Annotated in this window: 17 protein-coding genes; 12 read left to right on the top strand and 5 right to left on the bottom strand. The window is 63.3% G+C overall.

Going from position 1 to position 21,666, the window contains the following annotated elements:
• The first annotated feature begins 61 nt into the window (after positions 1-61).
• The 11 genes from EQW76_RS06725 to EQW76_RS06675 all read left to right on the top strand — a co-directional run bounded on the left by EQW76_RS06725 (position 62) and on the right by EQW76_RS06675 (position 15,262).
• The gene (locus EQW76_RS06725) at positions 62-2,323 is read left to right on the top strand and encodes a DEAD/DEAH box helicase family protein (RefSeq protein ID WP_244616936.1); all 2,262 of its coding nucleotides are present in this window, start codon (positions 62-64) and stop codon (positions 2,321-2,323) included.
• A 14-nt stretch (positions 2,324-2,337) separates the two neighbouring features.
• Positions 2,338-3,894 carry an N-6 DNA methylase gene (locus EQW76_RS06720; RefSeq protein ID WP_142823670.1) on the top strand — a complete coding sequence of 519 codons (1,557 nt, stop codon included), beginning with the start codon at positions 2,338-2,340 and terminating at the stop codon, positions 3,892-3,894.
• A gap of 3 nt (positions 3,895-3,897) precedes the next feature.
• The gene (locus EQW76_RS06715) at positions 3,898-5,040 is read left to right on the top strand and encodes a restriction endonuclease subunit S (RefSeq protein ID WP_142823669.1); all 1,143 of its coding nucleotides are present in this window, start codon (positions 3,898-3,900) and stop codon (positions 5,038-5,040) included.
• Between the two features lie 196 nt (positions 5,041-5,236).
• Entirely contained in the window at positions 5,237-6,853 is a 1,617-nt protein-coding gene (locus tag EQW76_RS06710) for a DUF2130 domain-containing protein (RefSeq protein WP_142823668.1), read from the top strand.
• A complete protein-coding gene (locus EQW76_RS06705) occupies positions 6,850-7,797 on the top strand; it encodes a ParB/RepB/Spo0J family partition protein (RefSeq protein WP_142823667.1) in 948 nt (315 codons plus the stop codon). The genes EQW76_RS06710 and EQW76_RS06705 overlap by 4 nt, the downstream gene beginning before the upstream one ends.
• Before the next feature lie 244 nt (positions 7,798-8,041).
• Positions 8,042-8,872, top strand: coding sequence for a response regulator transcription factor (locus tag EQW76_RS06700; RefSeq protein WP_142823666.1), 831 nt, complete (start codon positions 8,042-8,044; stop codon positions 8,870-8,872).
• Positions 8,869-9,447, top strand: a complete 579-nt coding sequence (locus EQW76_RS06695) for a hypothetical protein (protein WP_142823665.1) — start codon at positions 8,869-8,871, stop codon at positions 9,445-9,447. Before EQW76_RS06700 ends, EQW76_RS06695 begins: the two co-directional genes overlap by 4 nt.
• Before the next feature lies 1 nt (position 9,448).
• Positions 9,449-12,850, top strand: a complete 3,402-nt coding sequence (locus EQW76_RS06690; protein WP_142823664.1) for a UvrD-helicase domain-containing protein — start codon at positions 9,449-9,451, stop codon at positions 12,848-12,850.
• A gap of 81 nt (positions 12,851-12,931) precedes the next feature.
• Entirely contained in the window at positions 12,932-13,678 is a 747-nt protein-coding gene (locus EQW76_RS06685; protein WP_142823663.1) for a multiubiquitin domain-containing protein, read from the top strand.
• On the top strand, positions 13,653-14,825 hold the full coding sequence (locus tag EQW76_RS06680) for a ThiF family adenylyltransferase (RefSeq protein ID WP_142823662.1): 1,173 nt from the start codon (positions 13,653-13,655) through the stop codon (positions 14,823-14,825). Before EQW76_RS06685 ends, EQW76_RS06680 begins: the two co-directional genes overlap by 26 nt.
• Positions 14,822-15,262 (top strand): DUF6527 family protein, encoded by a 441-nt coding sequence (locus tag EQW76_RS06675; protein ID WP_142823661.1) that lies wholly within the window; start codon positions 14,822-14,824, stop codon positions 15,260-15,262. The genes EQW76_RS06680 and EQW76_RS06675 overlap by 4 nt, the downstream gene beginning before the upstream one ends.
• 16 nt (positions 15,263-15,278) lie before the next feature.
• On the opposite strand, the gene EQW76_RS06670 is transcribed toward EQW76_RS06675, so the two are convergent.
• The 5 genes from EQW76_RS06670 to EQW76_RS06650 all read right to left on the bottom strand — a co-directional run bounded on the left by EQW76_RS06670 (position 15,279) and on the right by EQW76_RS06650 (position 20,392).
• On the bottom strand, positions 15,279-16,049 hold the full coding sequence (locus EQW76_RS06670) for a hypothetical protein (RefSeq protein ID WP_142823660.1): 771 nt from the start codon (positions 16,047-16,049) through the stop codon (positions 15,279-15,281).
• 37 nt (positions 16,050-16,086) lie between these two features.
• A complete protein-coding gene (locus tag EQW76_RS06665) occupies positions 16,087-16,596 on the bottom strand; it encodes a hypothetical protein (protein WP_203452793.1) in 510 nt (169 codons plus the stop codon).
• A gap of 975 nt (positions 16,597-17,571) precedes the next feature.
• On the bottom strand, positions 17,572-18,333 hold the full coding sequence (locus EQW76_RS06660) for an ABC transporter ATP-binding protein (RefSeq protein ID WP_142823659.1): 762 nt from the start codon (positions 18,331-18,333) through the stop codon (positions 17,572-17,574).
• The gene (locus EQW76_RS06655) at positions 18,330-19,370 is read right to left on the bottom strand and encodes an iron chelate uptake ABC transporter family permease subunit (protein ID WP_142823658.1); all 1,041 of its coding nucleotides are present in this window, start codon (positions 19,368-19,370) and stop codon (positions 18,330-18,332) included. Before EQW76_RS06655 ends, EQW76_RS06660 begins: the two co-directional genes overlap by 4 nt.
• On the bottom strand, positions 19,367-20,392 hold the full coding sequence (locus EQW76_RS06650) for an ABC transporter substrate-binding protein (RefSeq protein ID WP_224140244.1): 1,026 nt from the start codon (positions 20,390-20,392) through the stop codon (positions 19,367-19,369). The genes EQW76_RS06655 and EQW76_RS06650 overlap by 4 nt, the downstream gene beginning before the upstream one ends.
• Positions 20,393-20,604: 212 nt before the next feature.
• Here EQW76_RS06650 and EQW76_RS06645 point away from each other — a divergent pair, with 212 nt between their 5' ends.
• Complete coding sequence (locus tag EQW76_RS06645) at positions 20,605-21,666, top strand: succinylglutamate desuccinylase/aspartoacylase family protein (protein WP_142823657.1); 1,062 nt, start codon at positions 20,605-20,607, stop codon at positions 21,664-21,666.

Below are 21,666 nucleotides of genomic sequence, written 5' to 3'. Positions count from 1 at the left end.
TGCGGGTTGGGAAGGCGCGCCCCACGCTATCAATGAGCAGCGGACATTCACCGATGGTCGAGTGATCTTCGTCGGTGGCAAGGCGAAGCGCGGCCGGCAAAAGCGCGCCGACTACATCCTGCGCTACCGCGCCGATTACCCGATCGCTATCGTCGAGGCGAAGGCCGCGTACAAATCCGCCGCCGACGGCATGCAGCAGGCCAAGGATTACGCTGAAATTCTCGGACTGAAATTCGCCTATGCCACCAATGGCGCGGAGATTCTCGAATTCGACTTCCTCACCGGCTTGGAAACCGAGCGGACCGATTTCCCGACGCCCGCCGAGCTATGGGATCGGCAACGGGCCGGTCTCGGTCTGACCGATGACGCAGCCGCCGAGCGCCTGCTCGCGCCCGGATTTCCCGATCCTGCAAGGCCGCTGCGCTACTACCAAGAGATCGCAGTCAATCGCGCGCTTCAGGTTGTTCTGACGGGCCAGCGGCGGGCGCTCCTCACTCTATGCACGGGAGCGGGAAAGACCGCGGTAGCGTTCCAGATCGCGTGGCGGCTGTGGACGGCCGGGTGGAACAAGCGCGGGAACTTCCGCAAACCCAAAATCCTATTCCTCGCCGATCGCAATATTCTCGTCGACGACCCGATGGCCAAGACCTTTGCGCCCTTCGGCGACGCGCGGTTCAAGATCGAGAATGGCGAGATCAGCCATGGCCGCGACATCTATTTTGCGATTTACCAGGCCATCGCCAGCGACGAACGGCGGCCGGGTCTGTATCGGGAATATGCGCCGGACTTCTTTGACCTGATCATCATCGATGAGTGCCACCGCGGCAGCGCGCGTGACGACAGTAACTGGCGAGACATTCTGAACTATTTCGAGCCGGCCTATCAGCTCGGCATGACGGCGACGCCGCTGAGGGAAGATAACCGGGACACCTACACCTACTTCGGCGCGCCGCTTTACACCTACTCCTTGGCCCAAGGCATCGCAGACGGCTTCCTGGCGCCCTATCGCGTACACCGTGTCGTCACGGACTATGACGCGGCGGGGTGGAGACCAACCAAGGGCGAACTCGACCGCTTCGGACGCGAGATTCCCGACGATGAGTACCACACCAAGGATTTCGAGCGCGTCGTCGCGTTGCGCGCGCGCACTGAGGCGATCGCGCGCCACCTCACGCATTTCCTCGCGCAAACCGATCGCTTCGCAAAGACGATCGTGTTCTGCGTGGACCAGGAGCATGCAAGCGAGATGCGTCGTGCGCTCGCCAATCTCAATGCCGACCTCGTTGCGGATTATCCGGACTATGCCTGCCGTGTGACGGCCGACGAGGGCGATATCGGCAAGGGCAAACTCAGCCGTTTCCAGGATGTCGAGACAAAGGTCCCGGTGATTCTGACCACGTCTCAGCTTCTCACCACGGGTGTCGATGCGCCGACGTGCAAGAACGTCGTGCTGGCGCGCGTGGTAGGCTCGATGACGGAGTTCAAGCAGATCATCGGTCGAGGGACACGGCTGCGCGAAGACTACGGCAAATTGTTCTTCAACATCCTCGACTACACCGGCACCGCGACTGAAAAATTCGCCGATCCGGACTTCGATGGCGAGCCCACAGCGGAGACGATCACAGAGATCGATGCCGACGGTGAGATCATCACCACCCAGGAAGAGGAAAACCCCGCGCCCGAGGCGCCGGACGACGTTGAGACGGGACCCGATGGCGGCGGTCTTCCCCCCGATGAGGAGCCCGGAGAACCGCGGAAACTCTACGTCGATGGCGGTGCGGTCGAAGTGGTGGCGCATCTGGTTTACGAGCTCGACACAGACGGCAAACGGCTGACCTGCAAGAAACTGACGGACTGGACCGGCGAAAAGGTGCGGACGCTTTATCCGACCGCTGCAAGTTTCCGCGCCGACTGGATGCTCGCCGACAAGCGCCACGCGATCGTCGAGGCGCTCGCTGAACGGGGTATCGATCTGGAGACCCTGGCTGAAGAATCCGGCCGGCCTGAAGACGATCCGTTCGATCTGCTTTGCTACCTCGCCTGGAACGCGCCGCTGCGCACGCGACGTGAGCGCGCCGAACGTCTCAAGCGAGATCGCACCGATTTTTTCGAACGGTACGGCGCCGATGCGCGGATCGTATTGGAGGCGCTTCTCGAGAAATACGCCGAGCACGGCGCCGCGCAGTTCGTGCTGCCGGGTATCTTGAAGGTGCCACCGCTGGCTGGGTTCGGCAATCCGAGCGAAATTGCTCGCCGCTTCGGTGGTCCGGACAAGCTCCGCGACGCAGTCAACGAAATGTCCGGCCTTTTATACGCCGCTTAAGGAAGAACCTGTGAATGCCCCCTGAGAAGAAAATCAAGCCGGCGAAAACAACGGCACAGCGGCTCGACAGCCTCATCAAGTCCGCGCGCAACAAGATGCGCAAGGACAGAGAGCTGAAGACCGACCTCACTCGGCTGCCTACGCTCACCTGGCTGATGTTCCTGAAATTCGTCGACGACATGGAGCGCGTCCATGAGGACGAGGCGGTGCTCGCCGGTGAACCGTACCGCCTCCTGATCGATGCGCCTTACCGCTGGCGGGACTGGGCTGCCGATCCGGCGGGCATCACCGGGCCGGACCTGCTTTCGTTCATCAATGGCGAGCAGTCCGTTCGCGCGGACGGTACTCAGGGCCCAGGTTTGTTCGCCTTTCTTCGCAGTTTGCGTGGCAATGGCGCCGGTCGCCAGCGTCGCGACGTGGTCTCCGCGGTGTTTCGTGACCTCCGGAATTACGCGACCAGCGGGTATGTGCTGCGGGACGTCATCAACCTGATCAACGGCATCCATTTCGACAGCACGGAGGACATTCAAACCCTCGGCCGGATGTACGAGACCATGTTGCGCGAGATGCGCGATGCCGCCGGTCAGAACGGAGAATTCTACACGCCGCGTCCCGTCGTGCGGCTCATGGTCGAGATGATCGATCCCAAGCTCGGCGAAGTCGTGGTCGATCCCGCCTGCGGCACGGGCGGTTTTCTGGCAGCGGCCTTCGATCATATGAAGCCGCAGGCCGGTACGGTCGAGACGCGCGACATCCTTCAGCGCAAGACCTTGCGAGGCGGCGAGGATTCCTCGCTTCCCTTCCTGCTCGCGCAGATGAACCTGCTGTTGCACGGGATCGAGGCTCCCGACATCGAGTTCGGCAACGCGCTGCGATTCAAGCTGACCGAGATCGGCGAACGGGACCGGGTCGAAGTCATCCTGACCAATCCGCCGTTCGGCGGTGAGGAAGAAGCCGGCATCCTCACGAACTTTCCGGACGATCGCCGGACCGCCGAAACCGCGCTTCTGTTTCTGCAGCTCATCATGCGGCGGCTCAAACGCGGTGGCCTCGGGCGTGCCGGCGTCGTCGTGCCGCACGGCATTCTGTTCGGGGACGGCATCGCGGCGCGGATCAAGGCCGACCTCCTCGAACAGTTCAATGTTCACACCGTCGTCCGGCTGCCCGAGGGCACGTTCGCGCCCTACACGGACATCCCAACCAACATCCTCTTCTTCGATACGTCGGGTCCGACGCGCGACATCTGGTATTGGGAGCAGCCGCTTCCGGAAGGCCGGCGGAAATATTCCAAGACGCTGCCGCTGCAATATGAAGAGTTCGCCGATTGCTGTGCCTGGTGGTCCGACCGGAAGGAAGGATCGCAGGCCTGGAAGGTGTTCGGTCCCGATTTGATCAAGCGCGACGACCAGGGGCGGGTCGTCGCGGTTGATTTGGACCTGCGGAACCCGCACGCGAAGGCGGTGACCGATCATCGCTTGCCGGCGGAGATCGTCGATAGCGCCATCGCCAAAGAACAGCAGGTGCTGGCCGTCCTGAACGAGATCAAGGCGCTTGTGGTGGAGCGCGCATAGGTCATGCCGAGCTTTCCGCTTGTCCCACTGGGTGAGCTCCTTACCTTCTCGCCCGATCCGCACGCCGTGGATCCCGACGGCTCCTATCCGATCGCGGGCATCTATGGCTTTGGTCGCGGGATGATTCGGCGCTCGGCGGTCGCCGGGCGGGAAATGGCTGCCACGCAGTTGTTTCGGATCCGGGCGGGCCAGTTCATCTATAGCCGCCTCAAGTCGTTTGAAGGCGCTTATGCGATCGTTTCTCCAGAGGTCGACGGCTATTTCGTCTCGAACGAATTCCCGACCTTTGATCTGCATCGTGAGCAGCTCGAGCCCGGATTCCTCGGCTGGTATTTCAAGCAGGACCGCGTCTGGCATCAACTGGCCTCAGACGGGAAGGGCATCGGCGCTCGCCGAGAGCGGCTACATCCCAGACGTCTTCTCGATCATGCCATCCCGCTTCCTCCACTCGATCAGCAACGCCGGATTGTCGCGAAGCTCGACGGCGCGGCGTTGCAACTTACGACGATGGGTCGGAGCGCCGATGCCGCGCGCGCCGAGCTCGAAGCAACAATGGAGGTGGCGTTTCGGAAGGTGGTCGCGGGCGCGCCGCGCGTCGCCATGGGGGGCATCGCACCCATAGTCCGTCGACCTGTCGAGCTTGAAGCGAATGGCGTTTACGCAGAACTTGGCGCTCGGTCCTTCGGCAAAGGACTGTTCAAGAAGCCGGACGTCATTGGCGGCGAGTTAACATGGCAAAAGCTCTTCCGCATTCACTGCGGCGACATTGTCTTCAGCAATATCAAGGCGTGGGAGGGGGCTTTCGCCGTTGCGAAAGCGGAGCACCACGGCAAGGTTGGCTCTCACCGCTACCTCACTTGCGTTGTCGATACTGAGAGGACGACACCAGACTTCCTGTGGTACTTCCTCCAGAGCGACGAAGGCCTTGGCCAAGTTCAAACGGCTTCGCCGGGCAGTGCAGATCGAAACAGGACCCTCAGCCAGAAAAAGCTGGCGGCTATCTCGGTTCCATTGCCTTCCCTGGACGCGCAGCTGTGGTTCGACGCGCTTCGTGAAAAGGCTGGTGCTGTCCAGGTGGGGCAGCGTGAGGTCGCGGCGGAACTTGGTCACTTGATTCCGGCCCTGATGGATCAGGCCTTCGGCTGAGCGCGCCGCTAATCTGCACCGATGAAGCTCACCGTGCATCGCGCAGCGCCACGATGCCGAACTCGCCAGAGATCGAGCCCGGCTGACTTCGGTTTGTGGTCTCCAGTATCGGCCCTCGGGCCATCCGCTTGGCCACCGGGGTTGACTTCAGGATAAATTAGGAGAAAATAGGTCCCAGAAAAATATGGAGGCCATGATGGCGAATCCGCAGACCTCAGCAGCGTCGACCGTGCGTTCCAGTCCCATTCACCACCTTCATCCCGTCGACGACGTCTGTCCGGTTTGCGAGCAGGCCATCCCACACGATCGCGCCGACGAGGTCGCTGAGCGGCTGCAGGCGCGTGAGCAGGCGCAGTCCGCCACTATCACCGCGCGGCTGCAGGAGAAGTTCGACACCGAGAAGACAGAGGCGCTCGAGCGTGCACGGTTAGAAGCTGACCAAAAAATCACCGAGGCCAGAGAACAGGCCCGCCTGGCTGCTGAGCTCCAGTCGAAGGCGCTGGTGGAAGCGGCGGAAGCGGCGCGTGTCGCAGCCCAGGACGCGCTTCAGGCCAAGACCGTCGAGGCCGCGACCGAGAAGGCCGACGCTGACGCGGCGAAGGTTGCGCTTCAGGGCCAACTCGAACAGGTCCAGCGTGAATCCGCCGCCGCGATCGAGATGGTGAAGGCGGACGCGGCGGCGCAGGAAGAAGCGATCCGCTCAGAGGCGGCGCGCATCGCCACGGAAGCGGCTGCGAGTCGGCTGGCGGAAGTGGAGGCTCAGAAAGTGATCGCCGAAAATGCCGGCGAGGCACTGAAGGCCGAACTGGCGCAGGCCAGACTGACCAGCGAACAAGCCCTGGCGGACGCCCAGGCAAAAGCGGCCGCACGCGAAGTGGAAGTCCGTGCTGAAGTCAGTGCGGCCGCTGAGGCCGCGGCCCAGCTGCAGATTGGCGCCGCCGAACAGGCCAAAGCTGACGCCGAAGCCAGGGCGGCCGCTGCAGAGACGACGGCGAAAAGCCTCCAAGAATCCCATGAAGCCCAACTCAATGAGCGGCTGCAAGAACAGCGTGAGGCCCTCGAGGCCGACAAGGTAGCGGCCGTCAACGCCGAGAAGTCGGCCACGTTTGAAGACCGCCAGAAGTTGGCCAACAAAGTGGAAGAACTGCAACGCGCCCTTGAGAAGAAGACCGCCGAAGAGCTCGGCGAAGGCGCCGAAATCAATCTGTTTGAAGCGCTGAAGGCTGAGTTCGATGGCGATCGCATCGTGCGCGTGACCAAGGGCCAGCAAGGCGCAGACATCCTGCACACCGTTATTCACAACGGACAGGAGTGCGGCACGATCATCTACGATTCGAAGAACCACAACGCGTGGCGGAATGATTTCGTGACCAAACTGCGGTCGGACCAGCTAAGTGCGCAGGCCGACCATGCCGTCTTGTCGTCCAGCAAGTTCCCGGCCGGCGCCCGGCAGCTGCATATCCAGGACGGCGTCGTGATCGCGTGCCCGGCGCGGGTCGTCGCCCTCATCCAGCTCGTTCGCGCCCATCTGGTTCAATCTCACACCCTGCGCATGAGCAACGCCGAACGGACCCAGAAAACCGCGGCCCTGTACAGTTTCATTACTTCCCAGCAGTGCGCCGATTCATTCTCGCGGCTGGACGAACTGGCGGAGTCGCTACTGGATATTCAGACGAAGGAGGTCAAAGCCCACGAAAACGTCTGGAAGCAGCAGGGTCTTGCCATCCGCGCCGCCATGAAAGTGCAGGCTGAATTGCGCAATCAGATCGACTCCATCATCGGTACGGCGTCCGCGCCGGAGAGCCCTCAATGAAGAGCCCGCAGGTCATCTCGGACCGCGACAATGTCATCAATCTTCAGGAGCGCCGGCTGGATCGTACAGTCCTGCGCACATACCGGACCAAGGCCGATATCGACGACATCGTGCCGAACGAAAAGCAGCCCCGCATGGGCCCGAAGATCGATGAAGAGCTGCAGCGGCAGATCGAAGCGAATGGCGGCCTCTTCGAACCCCTGCTTGTCGAGCCCCATCCTGACCTACCGGGAAAATTCCGGATCATCGACGGCGACCGCCGGTGGACCAATTCGCGGATCCTGGTGGAACAGGGGAAGGAAGATTATCGGCAGATCCCAATCGAGGTTACCGACCGAACCTTGAGCGAGGAGGACCGACTTCGCGTCTGGATTTACATCCATCGCCAGCGGAAGGAATGGGACGCCAAGGAAAAGGAAATGGTGGCCTATCGCCTGGTCGACATGATGGGCCGGTCGAGCGCCGCCAACATCCTCGGCATCACGGTGCGTGAGCTCGACAAGCTGGTCGATGTATTTGAGCTCTCAGAAAAATTCATCAGTCTCCGTGACCCGAGCGCTGCAATCACCTGGTCGCGTGAGTTGATGGGGGTGAGCAAGAAGCTACTGACGCCGGCTGTCATCGAGGCGGTGGTCAAGAAGGTCAACCAGAAGCGCATTACCAATTCGAAAGACCTTCGAAAACTCCGCACGATCTTGCCCGATCCAGTCGCGCGTTCGCAGTTTCTGAGCGATGCGGGAGATTTGGAGTCGGCGATGCTGCGTCTTGGGCCCGCGCCTAAGCCGGTCAAGGGCGGCCTATCCGGCGATCTTGAAGCTGCGGTAGACGCGATGAAAAAGGTCCCTTTCTCGACCCTGCAGGAACTCAAAGGGGACGTAGATATCTTGAAGAAGATCGACGAAGCGGAGGCGTTGTTGCAATCGCTCCGCGACGCGCTTGCCTAGAATGGGGATTGTCGGCGCGATTTCAGTAAGCAGGGCGGCTAATTTATTCAGAACAGCTAGAATTGCGAGTCGTTCCTGGCGAAAAGTCCTGCGTTATAGCTATCGGGTGTGAAGAAATATTGGTCGTCGCAAGACTGCCAGAGCGTCGACTGCGGGGGAAACTGAAGGTGATACTGACCGACAACGAAACGAAGGTCGATCTTCTTATGGGACCGATCGGGCGAGGCTCGGGGAGGGTGCCGGCATGAAGCTGGAGGCTGACGCGCACCGTGCGGACGAGGCGGCGGTGACGCCGCTGCGAAAACGGCGCCTCACCGGAGAGCTTTATGCGCGCGACCCGAAGATAGAAGCGCTCATCGCCGAACTGGCGGTCCTGCCGCGTGACGCGTTGATCGCGAGGGCCGCGATCACGAAGCGCGCCGACCCAGGCTATATCCCCAGCGAATGTCTCGTCTATTTCCTCCGCGCGAGCCGCCATGACAATAATGAGGCGGGGTTCGAGCGCCTCTATCGGATACTGACCGAACGGGTGCTGCGTAGTCTGCCTAGAGCGGAAAGCTTCGACCGCGAGACGGAGTCGCTGACGCGCGGAGTCATTCGCGACAAGGTGTTCGGCCGGTTCGTCGAGCTGCTTTCGGCGGATCGCGCCGGCTATGTCGACAAGGTCGACTATTTCGAGGTGCGCTTCGACGGCGCGCTGGCAAGTCTGCGGCGCGACGCGCAGGAGCAGGCTTGGCGCGACGAGAACCGTTCCCAGCCCCTCGAATTTGACGAGGAGAGCGGCGAGCTGTCGCCGGAGGTCGAGGCGGCCGCGGGGGTCTACGACCCGTTCGCGGCGTCGGATTTCGACGATCCGGCTTACCGGTTGCGTCTGGATGCGGCGATTGAGGCTCTACCGACAGAACAAAGCAGGATCATTCACATGCTGAGGCAAGGCTTTCCCATCGACTCCAAGGAGCCGGACGTCATGACCATCGCGAAAGCCCTGGGCCGCTCCGAAAAGACTGTTCGAACCTATCGTGACAAGGCCTTTGCCGCGCTACGGGCGGCCATGGCCGAAGGAGATGAGCGGTGAGCCCCGCTGGCGCACGTCCCTCCCGCGAATCTGTGCTCGACGCGTTTGCGGTCGAGAGCGAGCCTGGTCGGTCGACCTTGGAGCGCTATCTGCGGCTCTACCCGGAATATGCCGGGGAGCTGATCGACCTCTCGCGCGAACTCAGTCGCGAAGCCTGCGACGATGCGGCACCACTTTCCGGTGCCGACCAGGCCTTGATCGACACGGCATGGTCGCAACACGCCGCGGCTTCTTCGGCGGCGGCGGCCGACCCTTTTGCGGCGCTGACGGTCGATGACTGGCGCGCGGTGGCCCGAGGTCTGGATGTGCCTCGACAGGTCGTGACCGCATTACGCGAACGGCGGGTATCCCTCGTGAGCATCCCGCGGCGGTTTCTTCAGCGATTCGCCGAGGCGGCGAGAAGCTCCGTGGCGCAGTTGGAAGCGTCTTGGGGGCCGGGTCAGCTGGCCGGGGCGCGCAGCTACAAGGCGGATGCCAAGCCGACCGCCGGCGATCAGGTCACCTTCGAGCAAGTGCTGATCGACGCCGGCGTCCCGGCCGACAAGCGCGCCCGGCTGTTGGCGGAGGCGGACTGAGATGGACGGCGTGGAGCTCGCCAGGCAGGTCGCCGCCGAGCTCCATGCTCGCCTCGTCGCCTCGGGCGTCGATTCCTGGTCACCCTATGACTTTGCGGTCGCCGAGGCCAGGCGGCGCGGGATCGATGTCGAACCGACAGCCGTTGGCGCGGCCGTCCTCAACGGCGGCCGCGCGACCTTCGTCGCCGCCGACGATCTGATCCTTCACGAGAGCGCGGGGTCTCGCTTCGAGCAGGCCTTCCTCGTGGCGCACGAGATTGGGCATGTCGAGCTCGGCGACGATTCCGACAGCGAGCCGGCGCCGACGATCGATCCGGCGCGCGCGGCAGAGCCTTCGCCGGTCGGGATGGATCGGGTCGTCGATTATGGACGCCGGCAGCGCCGCGAGGTCCAGATGGACCTGTTCGCGCGCGAGCTGCTGCTCCCGCGCACTGTCGCGCGCGCGCTCCATGTCGACCAAGGACTCTCTGCCTCCGCCATCGCCGCGAAGCTCGGCGCGCCATTCGAGGTCGTCGCGCAGCAGCTGTTCGACGCCCTGCTCCTCCCAATCGTGCCGCCCGCCGCGGCCGCGACGCATGTGGAGCGGCCGCTCAATCCCTTGCAGGCCGCGGCCGCGGCGCATCGCGGCGAAGCCTATCTGCTCGAGGCGGGCCCCGGCACCGGCAAGACGCAGACGCTGATCGCGCGCGTCGAAGGCCTTCTGGAGGAGGGTGTCGATCCGCGGCGCATCTTGCTGCTGACCTTCTCGAACAAGGCCGCGGGCGAGATGGCGGAGCGCATTGCGCGCAAACGGCCCGAGGCTGCGGCCGCGATGTGGATCGGTACGTTCCACGCCTTCGGTCTCGATATCATCCGTCGTTTCCATGCCGAGCTCGGGCTGCCGAAAGACCCGCGGATGATGGATCGGACTGAGGCCGTCGAACTCCTCGAGGAAGAGTTCCCGCGGCTGAGGCTCGCGCATTACCGCAATCTCTATGATCCGACTCAGATCATCGCCGACATGCTGGCCGCCGTCTCTCGGGCGAAGGACGAGGTGGTCGACGCCGAAACCTACACTGGGCTCGCCGACGCCATGCTTGCCAAGGCGGCGGACGCCGAGACGCGCGAGGCCGCCGAACGCGCCGGCGAGGTGGCCCGCGTCTATGCCGCCTACGAACAGCTCAAGCGCAACGCGCATTGCGTCGACTTTGGCGATCTTGTCGCCCTGCCGGTCAAGCTGCTCGAGACCGAGGCGGCCATCCGCGCAACGCTGCAGGCGCAATATGACCACGTCCTGGTCGATGAGTATCAGGACGTGAACCGCAGCAGCGTGCGCTTGCTGAGCGCGCTGCGGCCAGACGGCCGCAATCTCTGGATGGTCGGCGACGCCAAGCAGTCGATCTATCGGTTTCGAGGCGCGTCATCCTTCAACATGACCCGGTTCGGGAAGGGGGACTTTCCCGGCGGCAAGCGCGGCCGCTTGAAGCGCAACTATCGCTCAGTGCCGGAGATCGTCGCCAGCTTTTCCGGCTTCGCGATCACGATGCGCGCGGGCGACGCGGACAGTGGTCTCGACGCGGAGCGCGACGGCAATGGCCAGAAGCCCGAGCTGCGCACGGTGCAGCGCGCCGAGCAGCAGCAAGTGGCGCTGGCCGACGTGATCGAGGCGCTTCGCGGCGAGGGATACGCCTATCGCGACCAGGCGGTTCTCTGCACCGGCAATGAGAAGCTGTCGACGATCGGGCAGGATCTCGAGCGGCTCGGGGTGCCCGTCCTGTTTCTGGGCAGCCTGTTCGAGCGGGCCGAGGTCAAGGATCTCCTCGCCTTGCTCTCCATCCTTGTCGACCGTCGGGCCATGGGCCTGGTTCGCATCGCCTGCTGGCCCGACTTTGCGACTTCTTTCGCGGACGTGGCGGCGATCTTCGAGGATCTGCGGGCGGCCGACCACGCCCCGGGCAGTTGGCTTCAGCAGGTGGATGCGATCCCTGGCGTCAGCGACGCCGGTCGCCAGGCGTTCGCCAAGCTAGCGGCCGCGCTCAGCGGCTTCGACCAAACGGCCTCGCCCTGGATCGTGCTCGCAACGCTGCTGCTCGATCGCACCCGCATCGCCGCGCGCCTTGGCGTGTCGGCGGACCTCGCCGATCGCACGCGCGGCATTGCGATCTGGCAGTTCCTCAACTTCCTGCGGGTCCAGCCGGCCAGCCGCGGCCTGCCGATCACGCGCGTGCTCGATCGGGTGCGCCGGCTGGTCCGCCTCGGTGACGATCGCGACTTGCGCCAGTTGCCGGCGGCCGCCCAGCATCTCGACGCCGTGCGGCTGATGACGATCCACGGCGCCAAGGGCCTGGAGTTCGGCGGCGTCCATATTCCAGGGCTCAACAGCGACACCATCCCGCGCACGCCGCCGGCGCCGCCCTGTCCGGCGCCCGACGGCATGATCGCGGGCGCCGAAGGCAGTGCGCTGGAGGCGTTTCGCGCGGGTCAGGCCGAGGAGCAGGAGTGCCTGTTCTACGTGGCGCAGTCTCGTGCCCGCGACCGCCTGATCCTTTATGCGCCGACCGAGAAGAGCAACGGCCACAATCGACCGCTATCGCCCTTCCTCGATCGTCTCGGGACCAACTTGACGCGCCGTTCGGTCGTGCCGGCGCGGCCGCTTCCCACGGCGGCGGAAGCCCAGGGCATCGAGTTGATCGTCGATGGATGGCTGCAGTTCGGGGCCGCGCAAATCGCCCTCTATGAGTCCTGCCCGCGCCGCTTCTTCTACACGCATGTCTTGCAGGTCGGCGGGCGGCGGACCGCGACCGCCTTCATGCACCTGCACGAGGCGGTGCGCGCGGTGGTCGAGGGGGTGATCACTTCGGATAGCCCTATAACCGAGCGCGACCTGGAGGACAGCACCGACGCGGCGCTTGCCGGCCAGGGGCTCGCCGATCATGGCTATCGCGCGGAATTCCGCGACCTGGCCCTGGCGATGCTGCGCTTCCTCCTAGCCAATCGCGCCGATGCGGTCGCCGAGGCGCCGGTCGCGCTCAGCCTCAATTTCGGCGGCGAAGAGATCATCGTTCGGCCGGACGAAGTGCTGGTGCGGCCCGACGGCGTTCGCGCCGTGCGCCGCATCCGCACGGGCCACAGGCGGTCGGCCGAGAGCAAGGATGTCGGCGCGGCGGCGCTGATGCTGGCGGTCCAGCAGGCCTTCCCTGGCGCCGTCGCCGAGCTTGTCCATCTCTCCGACGGCGAGACGCATGTGCTCGCCTTGTCGGATCGGGAGCTGAAGGGTCGCAAGGATAAGCTCGCCAAGTTTCTCGGCGACATCCGCGCTGGGCGGTTTCCGGCCGAGGTCTCGTCGCGCACCTGCCCGAATTGCCCGGCCTTCTTCATCTGCGGGCAGACCCCCGACGGCCCCCTGCAAAAAAAGTTCGCCTGACCTTACCGGTCGGCGGATCCCGCCCCGATTGGACCCTTAGAGCCGCGGCGTCGCCTCGGCAGAACCTAAGGACCCAATCTCATGAACGCCGAAGAACTGCTTGATTACGACGACCTCGGCGACGCCCTGCGCGAAGGCCGGGCGCTGCGTCCGGCGCGGGCGTATCGCTTTCTCCTCGCGCAGGGCGATCTCAACTTCCAGTCCCGTCAGGTGAGCGATCCCGTGCCGCTCGGCCGTCAGTTGCTCGAGGCCGGCACCCTGGACCCGCGGGACGGCTACAGCCTGTTCGCGATTCTGCCCTCGGGCGACTTCGAGGACGTGCGGCTGAACGAGCCCTTCGACCTGCGCGAGCACGGCGCCGAGCGGTTCGTCGCCTTCCTGACGGATCGCGACTTCAAGTTCACGCTGAAGGACGACGAGCTGCGCTGGGGTAAGCCGATCATCAGCGGCGCGGTGCTCTACGATCTCGCCAAGCCCGGCGAGGGAGAGGCTGTTTTCCTCGAGGTCCCCGGCGGCGAAGATCGCCTGATCAAGCATGGCGAGCTGATCGATCTGGCCGAGCCCGGCATCGAGCGGTTCATCACCGCGCGGGTGACGTTCGAGATCATCGTCAATTCGCGGCCGCGGACGGTGAACGCCTGCACGGTCACGTTCGAGCAGATCGTCCAGCTCGCTTTCCCGGGCCAGCACGAGCCGAACGTCGTCTTCTCAATGACCTACCGGCACGCGGCGTCGACGCCGCACGCGGGTGAACTCGGGGCTGGCGGCTCGGTCGACGTCAAGAAGAAAGGCACGGTGTTCAATGTCACGCGAACTGTTCAGTCGTAGTCCCGACCTCAAGCGGCTGCGGGACGAAGGCTACTTCGTCCTGCGGCAGGGCGGGCATCTCGTCATGCGGGAGGTGCCCTATGTCGATGCGCGTCGCGAGGTGCGCATCGGCACCCTCATCTCGAGCCTCACGCTAGCCGGCGATGCGACGCGCAGGCCCGACACCCATGTTGTCCATTGGGACGGCGACTTTCCGTGCCGCGCCGATGGGACGCCTATCCAGGGGATCTCGCATCAGGCCGGGGCCTTCGACCTCGGCCATGGTCTGAAAGCCACGCACAGCTTCTCGAGCAAGCCGGATGGCGGCTACACGGACTACCACCACAAGATGACGAGCTACGCGAACATCATCGCGGGCCCGGCCGCGGTGCTGAAGCCCGGCATGACCCCCCGCACCTTCCGCGAGCCGGAAGAGGAGGAGGACAGCGTCTTCAACTATGTCGAGACCGCCTCCGACCGTGTCGGTATCGGCATCCTGACCGAGCGGCTCGTCAACGAGCGGGTCGCCATCATCGGCGGCGGCGGCACCGGCGGTTACATCCTGGACTTCGTTGCCAAGACGCCGGTCCGCGAGATTCGGCTCTTCGACAGCGACGAGTTCCTGACCCACAACGCCTTTCGGGCGCCGGGCGCGCCGACCCTGGAGGAGCTGCGCGAGGCGCCGAAGAAGGTCGACTATCTGAAGCGCATCTACAGCCGGATGCACCGCAACATCGTGGCGCACGATGTCGAGCTCGGGGCCGACAACCTGCACCTTCTCGACGGCGTCACTTTCGCCTTCCTGTCGCTCGACGCCGGCGAAGCGAAGCGGTTGATCGTCGAGAAGCTCGAGGCGATCGGCGCCGCGTTCGTCGATGTCGGCATGGGCCTCGAACTCGACGAGGGGTCGCTCGGCGGTATCCTGCGGGTGACCGCCAGCACGCCGGAGAAGCGGGATCATGCGCGCCAGCGCATCTCCTTCGTCGGCGGTGGCGCCAAAGACATCTACGCCTCCAACATCCAGGTCGCGGACTTGAACGCCTTGAATGCGGTCCTCGCGGTGGTGAAGTGGAAAAAGATCCGCGGTTTCTACCGTGATCTCGAGGGCGAGCATCACTGCACCTACACCACCGACGGCAACATGCTGATCAACGGAGACCTCGGGTGATACGGCACAAGCGGCTAGAGCATCGTTTCGTAGAGCACATCCCGGAGCGCCTTGAGGCAGGCATTCTTTATGTCTCGATGGAATATGCGACATCGGCCCACAGCTGTTGCTGCGGTTGCGGCGAGGAGGTGGTGGCGCCCTTCACGCCGACGGACTGGAAGATGACGTTCGACGGCGAGACCATCTCGCTGCGCCCGTCGATCGGCAATTGGACGCTGAATTGCCGGTCACATTATGTGATCGACCGCGGCAAGGTGGTCGAAGCCGGTCCTTGGAGCGACGAGCAGGTCGAAGCCGAGCGCCGTCGGGATCGCACCGCCAAAGCGCGCTTCTACGGGGACTCGCCGAAAGTCGAACCTTTGGCACAGCCTGCGCCGCCCAGGGAGGAACCGGGCTTCTGGCGCCGTGTCTGGGCCCGAATATCTGGCGGATCGTAGACAACAAGCCCGGCGGTCACGCGCCGCCGGGCTTGTCAGACTTCGGTGCTGCAGGGCTGGGGCTCGGGTAGAAAGTTGCGATCCAGCGCTGCTTGAGCTTGGCGAAGGCGAGCCGGCTCGGAAGGCCCTGCGGCCAGTCGGCCGGAAAGAAGAGGTTGAGCTGTTCGCCAACCTGGATCGCGAGGCGGCCCATTTCGGAGACGACGGCCTCCAGGGTCGTCGCCTCCATGAACGGGCCGATGGCCGCGTCGCCGTCGCGCTGCGGGCGCATCATGAAGGCGGACTTCATTGTGGGATGCCCGGCGAGCTCGGAGAACATTTCGTACATTGCGAAGCGCTTCTTGTCGGTGAAACCGTCGCGGGCGTCGAGGGCCTCGCGAACCTTCACTGGTCCGAAGTCCCTTAGGCGCGCCTTCTTGTCAGCGAAGCGCCAGCGCTCGATCAGGGTCCGGTCACCGGCGAAATAGTCGATCAGAAAGACCGTCTCCAGCACGTCACGCAGGATGAGCGCGCTGTTTTGGCTGTAGCCCGATAGAGCAAGCTTCACGCTCGCGCCGAAGGCATTGAAGGTGCGCATGCCGAGGAGCTGGACGACCTTGAGGTCCTCGTCGGCGGTGTCGAACTGGCGGAGGACATCTGCGAGATCCATGGCCGCTTCGGTGATGGCCAGGTGCAGCCGCAGGCGCTCGTCGCTGGCGATAAGGCCGATCGCCTTGCTGCGCAGGAATTCTTCGCCGGCATGAAGGCTGGCGAGGTTTGGCGGGATGGCGTCGTTGGTGTCGGGCATGGACAGCTCCGGCCGTCGGGGGCGTGCGCGGGCGCTCTTATACGTCAGCGAGCGCGCCGTGCAGTTCGAGCACCTTCATGAGCACATCGTTCGCGGTGCTGAAATTGCCGAGCTGGCCTTGCAGCTTGTACTGCCACTTCACCCCGTGGAAGAGGTTGTTGCGGTAGCGGAAGACGATGATGAGGACGGCCGCGACGCGGCTGCATGGGTCGTTGTCGCCGCCGTCGATCACGACGCGCACCAGGGCCTCTCGGTCGGGATTCCTGAAATGCAGATGGTCGAAGTGATAGGTGAAGGCGCCATCGGCGTAATAGCGTTGCCGGAAATAGGCGAGTTCGGCGTCGAAGGCGTCAGCGTCGAGCATCCCGGCGTTCTGCCAAGCCTCGACTGTATCGCAGATCGCCTTGACATTGCCCTGGGTGTTGAGGACCCGCGACTCGAACAGGCTCCAGAGTAACGCGAAGTCAGTAATCGCGGCCTGCTCGTCTTTGGCGAGATGATTGAATCCGGGCGCATTCGCCTGCAGCCATTTCATGCTCTTGGTCATGGGCTGGTCTTATCGCAATATTGCGGGATCGTGTAGAGAGCGGCGGCTTGATACAACAGGTATAGAGCGTCGCGGCATCGATGCCGATCCCGACGATTTTGCTGCGGACCGGACGCGAAACCGGCTGGTGGATGGGCTTAGCGCACCGAGCCATTACGCCGCTGCCTTCTCGTCACCATCTCGGACCTTTGCTGGCCATGTGTCCTTCCACATCGCCGCAGCCAGAGGCGTTTGCCTATCCGCTCATTCGCTTTGCATCAAGTCACCCGGCCCAGGGAGTAGATCCGGAGGGGGAGAGACGTTGAGTGCATGGTGAGTACGAACGTCCTGTGCTATGAACGGTGACGGTCTTTTCTCGCATCGGCGCGTAGTGCCCTGAATGGGTGATGGCGCGAAAAATTGACCGATCGTTGTCGATAGACGATGAAACCGCGCTAAATCCAAATCGCGCGAATTTCCCTTTGAAATCAAAAGCGAAGAATTTTGACGGTTCGACGGTCGGGCTTTGACCGTCAGAGGAAAGATTTTGCGCTTATAAATCAGCGCGTTACGATGGTTTGAGAGAATCGAGTGGGAATGAGATCACTCGCCTGGCTGGTTCGTTTGAAGGAAGCTGCCTAAACGTCGATCCGCCAGTCAGCGAACCGAGTAGATTGTCTAGTGTTTCGATCCTATGAGCTCGAACTTAGCGACATAACAAATTTGCGCGCATAGATATATTACAGCTTAGTCCGGTCCGATCCGTCTCACAGCGCTACCGCCCGCTTCATATCATCATGCTCGAATGCGCTTGCCATCCGGGTCACGTCCGCGGAGTGGGCGCGCTTACGTATCGAAGTAAGCGTCTGAGAATGTTTCAAGTCCCTTCGAACCTCTGACCTGCAGACATCTAGCCTGCGAGCAAGCGCAGTCTTGCCGTCCCCGGAGACAGCGGTGCGGCGGTCTTTCTCCCTGATATCCCGCTTGGGATGCGCACTACCCGAGATAGTGGATGTGCGGCCTCTGGGTGTGCGGCGACAGTTCCACCCTGGCGTCGACGGAGAATACGTCGCGCAGCAGCGTCTCCGTCAGCACCTCCTCGGGAGTGCCTGAGGCCACGACCTTTCCTCGCTCCAGGACGATCAGTTCATCGCAGAACATGGCGGCGTGGTTCAGGTCGTGGAGTGCGATGATGCTGGTCATCGGCAGGCTGGAGACGAGCCTGAGCAGGCCGATCTGGTGCTGGATATCAAGGTGGTTCGTCGGCTCGTCGAGGATGAGCTCTTTCGGCGATTGTGCCAGCGCCCTGGCGATCTGGGTGCGCTGCCGTTCACCGCCGGAGAGGCTATGCCAACGGTCCTGGCGCTTCTCCCCCATGCCTGTGCGCGCTAGGGCCGCTTCCACCGCCTCCTCGTCTGCGATCGACCAGCCCGAAAACATCGAACGGTGGGGAAAGCGGCCGAGCTTGACCACATCGATGACCCGAAGACCGGCATTGGTGGTGGCATGCTGCTCCACGAAGGCGACGCGCTGGGCGATGTTGCGACGGCTGACCGTGCCGATGTCCTGCCCGTCGAGTGTGACTTGCCCCGTATCCGGTTGCTTGAGGCCCGCCAGCAGGCGCAGGAGGGATGTCTTGCCGGAGCCGTTGGGGCCGAGCAGGCCCAGCATCTTGCCTGATCGGGCACTGAAAGAGATCCCGTCCAGGATCGTCTTCCTGCCAATGCTCCAGATGAGATTTTCAGCTGCAATGCTCATGATGCCCGCTGGAACCGGTAGAGAATGAAGGAAAATACGGGCACGCCGACGAGCGCGGTGACGACGCCGATCGGTAGCACCTGATGGGGGATCAGCACACGCGAAGCGATATCCGCCAGCACCATGAAGATCGCACCGAAGATGGCGCAGGCTGGCAGCAGCCGGATATGCAGCGGCCCGACGATGAAGCGTGCAGCGTGGGGCACCACGAGGCCGACGAAACCGATCGAGCCGACCATGCTGACGATCGTTGCCGTCATGACCGCCGTCAGGGCAAACAGGACAATCCGGGCGCGACCGACGTTCACTCCCAACGATGAGGCTGTCTCGTCGCCGAAGGCGAAGGCATCCAGCACGCGCGCATAGGCAAGGCAGGCAACTAGCGAGATGCCGATGACGATCGAAACCAGCGTCAGTTCCGGCCAGCGCACGCCGCCAAAACTGCCGAGCAGCCAGAACATCACGTCGCGCGCCTGCTGCGCGTTGCCCGAGGTGGTGACGATGTAGGATGTGGTGGCATTGAAAAGCTGCGAGGCGGCGACGCCAGCAAGGATCGTGCGATCGGCGCCGCCGCGCGCGCCGTTCGACAGTAGCGCCACGAACAGGAAGGCCGCGAAAGCGCCGGCAAAGGCGCCCGAGGATAGCGACACCGCGCCCGATCCGATGCCGAGAATGACGATGGCAACTGCGCCTGTGGAGGCGCCGGCCGAAATCCCGAGCACATAAGGTTCTGCCAGCGGATTGCGCAGCAGCGACTGCATGATGGCCCCTGACAGAGCCAGCCCCGCACCGCAGAATGCCGCCACCAGCGCCCGGCTGAGGCGGTAATCCCAGATCACGGTTTCATGGATGCGGTTGAGTTCGATCGCCGTCATGCCGAGGCGGTTGGTGACAGCGGCAAACGTCGTCGCAAGCGGGATCGGCAGATCGCCGATGCCGACGCTGATGCCGACCACCAGGCCGATGGCGGCGAGCGACGCCAGCACAAGCAGGCTGACTGTCGCCAGCTGTCTTAGAGACCGGCGCGTCACGGTCACTTCAGCAGGCCGACGGCTTTCAGCTGGGTCTCCACCTGTTCGGCACCATAGATGGTGCGGATTGTCGGGTTCATCGCCTGACCGTCCATGACAACGATGGCCTTGTTCCTCACGGCTGCGATCTGGCTGACGGCAGGATCGCTGGTGAGGAACTTGATCTTCGCTTCCGGCTTGTCGAGTTCCCAGCGATTACGGTCGAGATTGGCGACGACGATGACGTCCGGGTTGGCAGCGATGATGCTCTCCCAGCCAAGCGTTGGCCATTCGGCTTCCGCCTCGATTGCGTTTCGGCCGCCCAGCGCATCGGCAATGAAGCCGGATGCGCCGTTCTTGCCGCCGACATAAGCGTCTGCCGAAGGGCTGGGGCTGGAGAACCAGAAGACGTAGGACAGCTTTTTTCCGTCCTTTGAAACGCTGGCGCGCAGGGCTGCTTCACGCGTCTTCAGATCGGCAATCAGCGCCTGGCCACGATCTGCGACATCGAAGATCTGGGAGAGCTCGTCGATCTCCTTGTAGAGCAGATCCATGTTCCACAGCTGGTCGCGGCTGCCATATTCGTTCTTGACCTTCTCGGTGCTGAGGCAGGTGCTCGGCGAAAGGTATGTGGGCACGCCGACCTTGTCGAAATCCTCGCGCTTGGCGACCTTGCTGCTCGGCCCGATCAGGCTCGGCAGGGCGGCGGCCACAAAATCGGGATTTTCGGCGAGGATCGATTCAAAGGTCGGGAACTCTACCGTCAGGAGTTTTACCTTGGCGTTGGCCTCGGCGAGCTGGGGAAGGACCTTGCTCGGCCAGAACGCGGTACCTGCCATCCTGTCCTGCAGGCCGAGCAGCAGCATGATCTCGGCGCTGTTTTGCCCGAGCCCGATAGCCCGCTGCGGCGCCTTGCTGATCGTGATCTTCGCACCGCAATTGTCGATCGTAAGCGGATATTTCGTTGCCGCGGCGAGCGCCGGCTGGCTGACGAAAACCTGCACGAGGCAGACGCCAATTGCGGTCAGGAACGATCTGAATACGGTCACGGAAAACATCCTGCTCTTGGCCTTGCGGCAATGTGAGATTGTCAGCGCGGTATAACCATTCCGTCGGGATAAAAACAAGAGTTGTGCGCTCATATTTACTCCAGTTTAGCAGCACCACCTCAGCTGCCTGCCCGATTCATACCGAAAGCGCTTGTCGGCGGGGGAGCCTGCTTGCTATTGAACCTCTCGTCATCAGCCAGGGAGCCGCATCTATGGACGTTACCGAGATCGTCATCGAGGGCGATACGCCGGGCATCGCCTGGAAGCTGCCGGTGCTGCATTTTGCCGGCTCCGATGCTTCTGCGCCAAAGGTCTATATCCAGGCGGCGCTGCATGCCGGCGAATTGCCGGGAACCGCGCTGTTGCATTTTCTCTGCGAGAAACTGCGGGCGGCGGAGGCCAGCGGCGGCATCCAGAGCGACATCGTCGTCGTCCCGCATGCCAATCCCATCGGTGCTGCCCAATCGCTGTTCGGCGGCATGGAAGGCCGCTTCGAGCTCGGCTCGCGCACCAATTTCAACCGTGACTTTCCGCTGATCGCACTTGGCGACCGCGACAAGTTGCTGGAAAACCTCGACCGCCTGCCGGCCGTGGTGCGGCTGAAGCGCCAGCTGATCCACATGGCGCTCGGCGCAGATCTGGTCATCGATCTCCATTGCGATGATGAATCGCTGCAATACGCCTATATCGACAGCGCCTTCTGGCCGGAGTCTTCCGACCTTGCCGCAGCGCTCGAGATGGAGGCGGTGCTTTTGTCCGACGGGGAAAGCTCCGCCTTCGAGGAGGCGGTGAGCTATGCCTGGAAATACGAGGTGCCGGGCGAAAAGAAGCAGCGGCTCCCAGGGAAACTGTCGGTGACCGTCGAGCTGCGCGGTACCCGAGACGTCTATCCCGAGATGGCGAGAAAAGATGCCGATGGCCTGTGGAATTTCCTTGCAGCCCGCGGCATCGTCCGCGACGACGATGTCCGTCTTTCCGCCTTTACCGGGCCGGCCGTTCCGCTCGACAATATCGAAATGATCCGAACCCCTGTCGCCGGCACGGTGCTCTTCCACCGCAATATCGGCGAGCGCGTTGAAAAGGGAGACCTTCTGGCGACGATCATCACTGCACCCGGCATGCCCGACAGTACGCTGGATATCGTCGCGCCGCAGGGCGGACTGATCGTCACCCGCGTCTCCGACCGCCTGGTGCGGCGCGGCGCAGACCTCATGAAGATCGGCTGCGACGCCCCGAGCAGCGTCGTTCGCAAGCCCGGCACATTGGAGGACTGA

The sequence above is a fragment of the Rhizobium sp. rho-13.1 genome (assembly GCF_007000305.1).
GTDB classification, from domain to species: domain Bacteria; phylum Pseudomonadota; class Alphaproteobacteria; order Rhizobiales; family Rhizobiaceae; genus Rhizobium; species Rhizobium rhododendri.
The sequence above is the reverse complement of the archived record's forward strand: the minus strand, read 5'-3'. Positions and strand labels throughout refer to the sequence as shown.

What these genes read in the sequence shown, in the direction of transcription:
- EQW76_RS06720 (WP_142823670.1), top strand. Translation starts at nt 2,338, where the DNA reads ATGCCCCCTGAGAAGAAAATCAAGCCGGCGAAAACAACGGCACAGCGG.
- EQW76_RS06715 (WP_142823669.1), top strand. Translation starts at nt 3,898, where the DNA reads ATGCCGAGCTTTCCGCTTGTCCCACTGGGTGAGCTCCTTACCTTCTCG.
- EQW76_RS06710 (WP_142823668.1), top strand. Translation starts at nt 5,237, where the DNA reads ATGGCGAATCCGCAGACCTCAGCAGCGTCGACCGTGCGTTCCAGTCCC.
- EQW76_RS06705 (WP_142823667.1), top strand. Translation starts at nt 6,850, where the DNA reads ATGAAGAGCCCGCAGGTCATCTCGGACCGCGACAATGTCATCAATCTT.
- EQW76_RS06700 (WP_142823666.1), top strand. Translation starts at nt 8,042, where the DNA reads ATGAAGCTGGAGGCTGACGCGCACCGTGCGGACGAGGCGGCGGTGACG.
- EQW76_RS06690 (WP_142823664.1), top strand. Translation starts at nt 9,449, where the DNA reads ATGGACGGCGTGGAGCTCGCCAGGCAGGTCGCCGCCGAGCTCCATGCT.
- EQW76_RS06685 (WP_142823663.1), top strand. Translation starts at nt 12,932, where the DNA reads ATGAACGCCGAAGAACTGCTTGATTACGACGACCTCGGCGACGCCCTG.
- EQW76_RS06680 (WP_142823662.1), top strand. Translation starts at nt 13,653, where the DNA reads ATGTCACGCGAACTGTTCAGTCGTAGTCCCGACCTCAAGCGGCTGCGG.
- EQW76_RS06670 (WP_142823660.1), bottom strand. Translation starts at nt 16,049, where the DNA reads ATGCCCGACACCAACGACGCCATCCCGCCAAACCTCGCCAGCCTTCAT.
- EQW76_RS06665 (WP_203452793.1), bottom strand. Translation starts at nt 16,596, where the DNA reads ATGACCAAGAGCATGAAATGGCTGCAGGCGAATGCGCCCGGATTCAAT.
- EQW76_RS06660 (WP_142823659.1), bottom strand. Translation starts at nt 18,333, where the DNA reads ATGAGCATTGCAGCTGAAAATCTCATCTGGAGCATTGGCAGGAAGACG.
- EQW76_RS06645 (WP_142823657.1), top strand. Translation starts at nt 20,605, where the DNA reads ATGGACGTTACCGAGATCGTCATCGAGGGCGATACGCCGGGCATCGCC.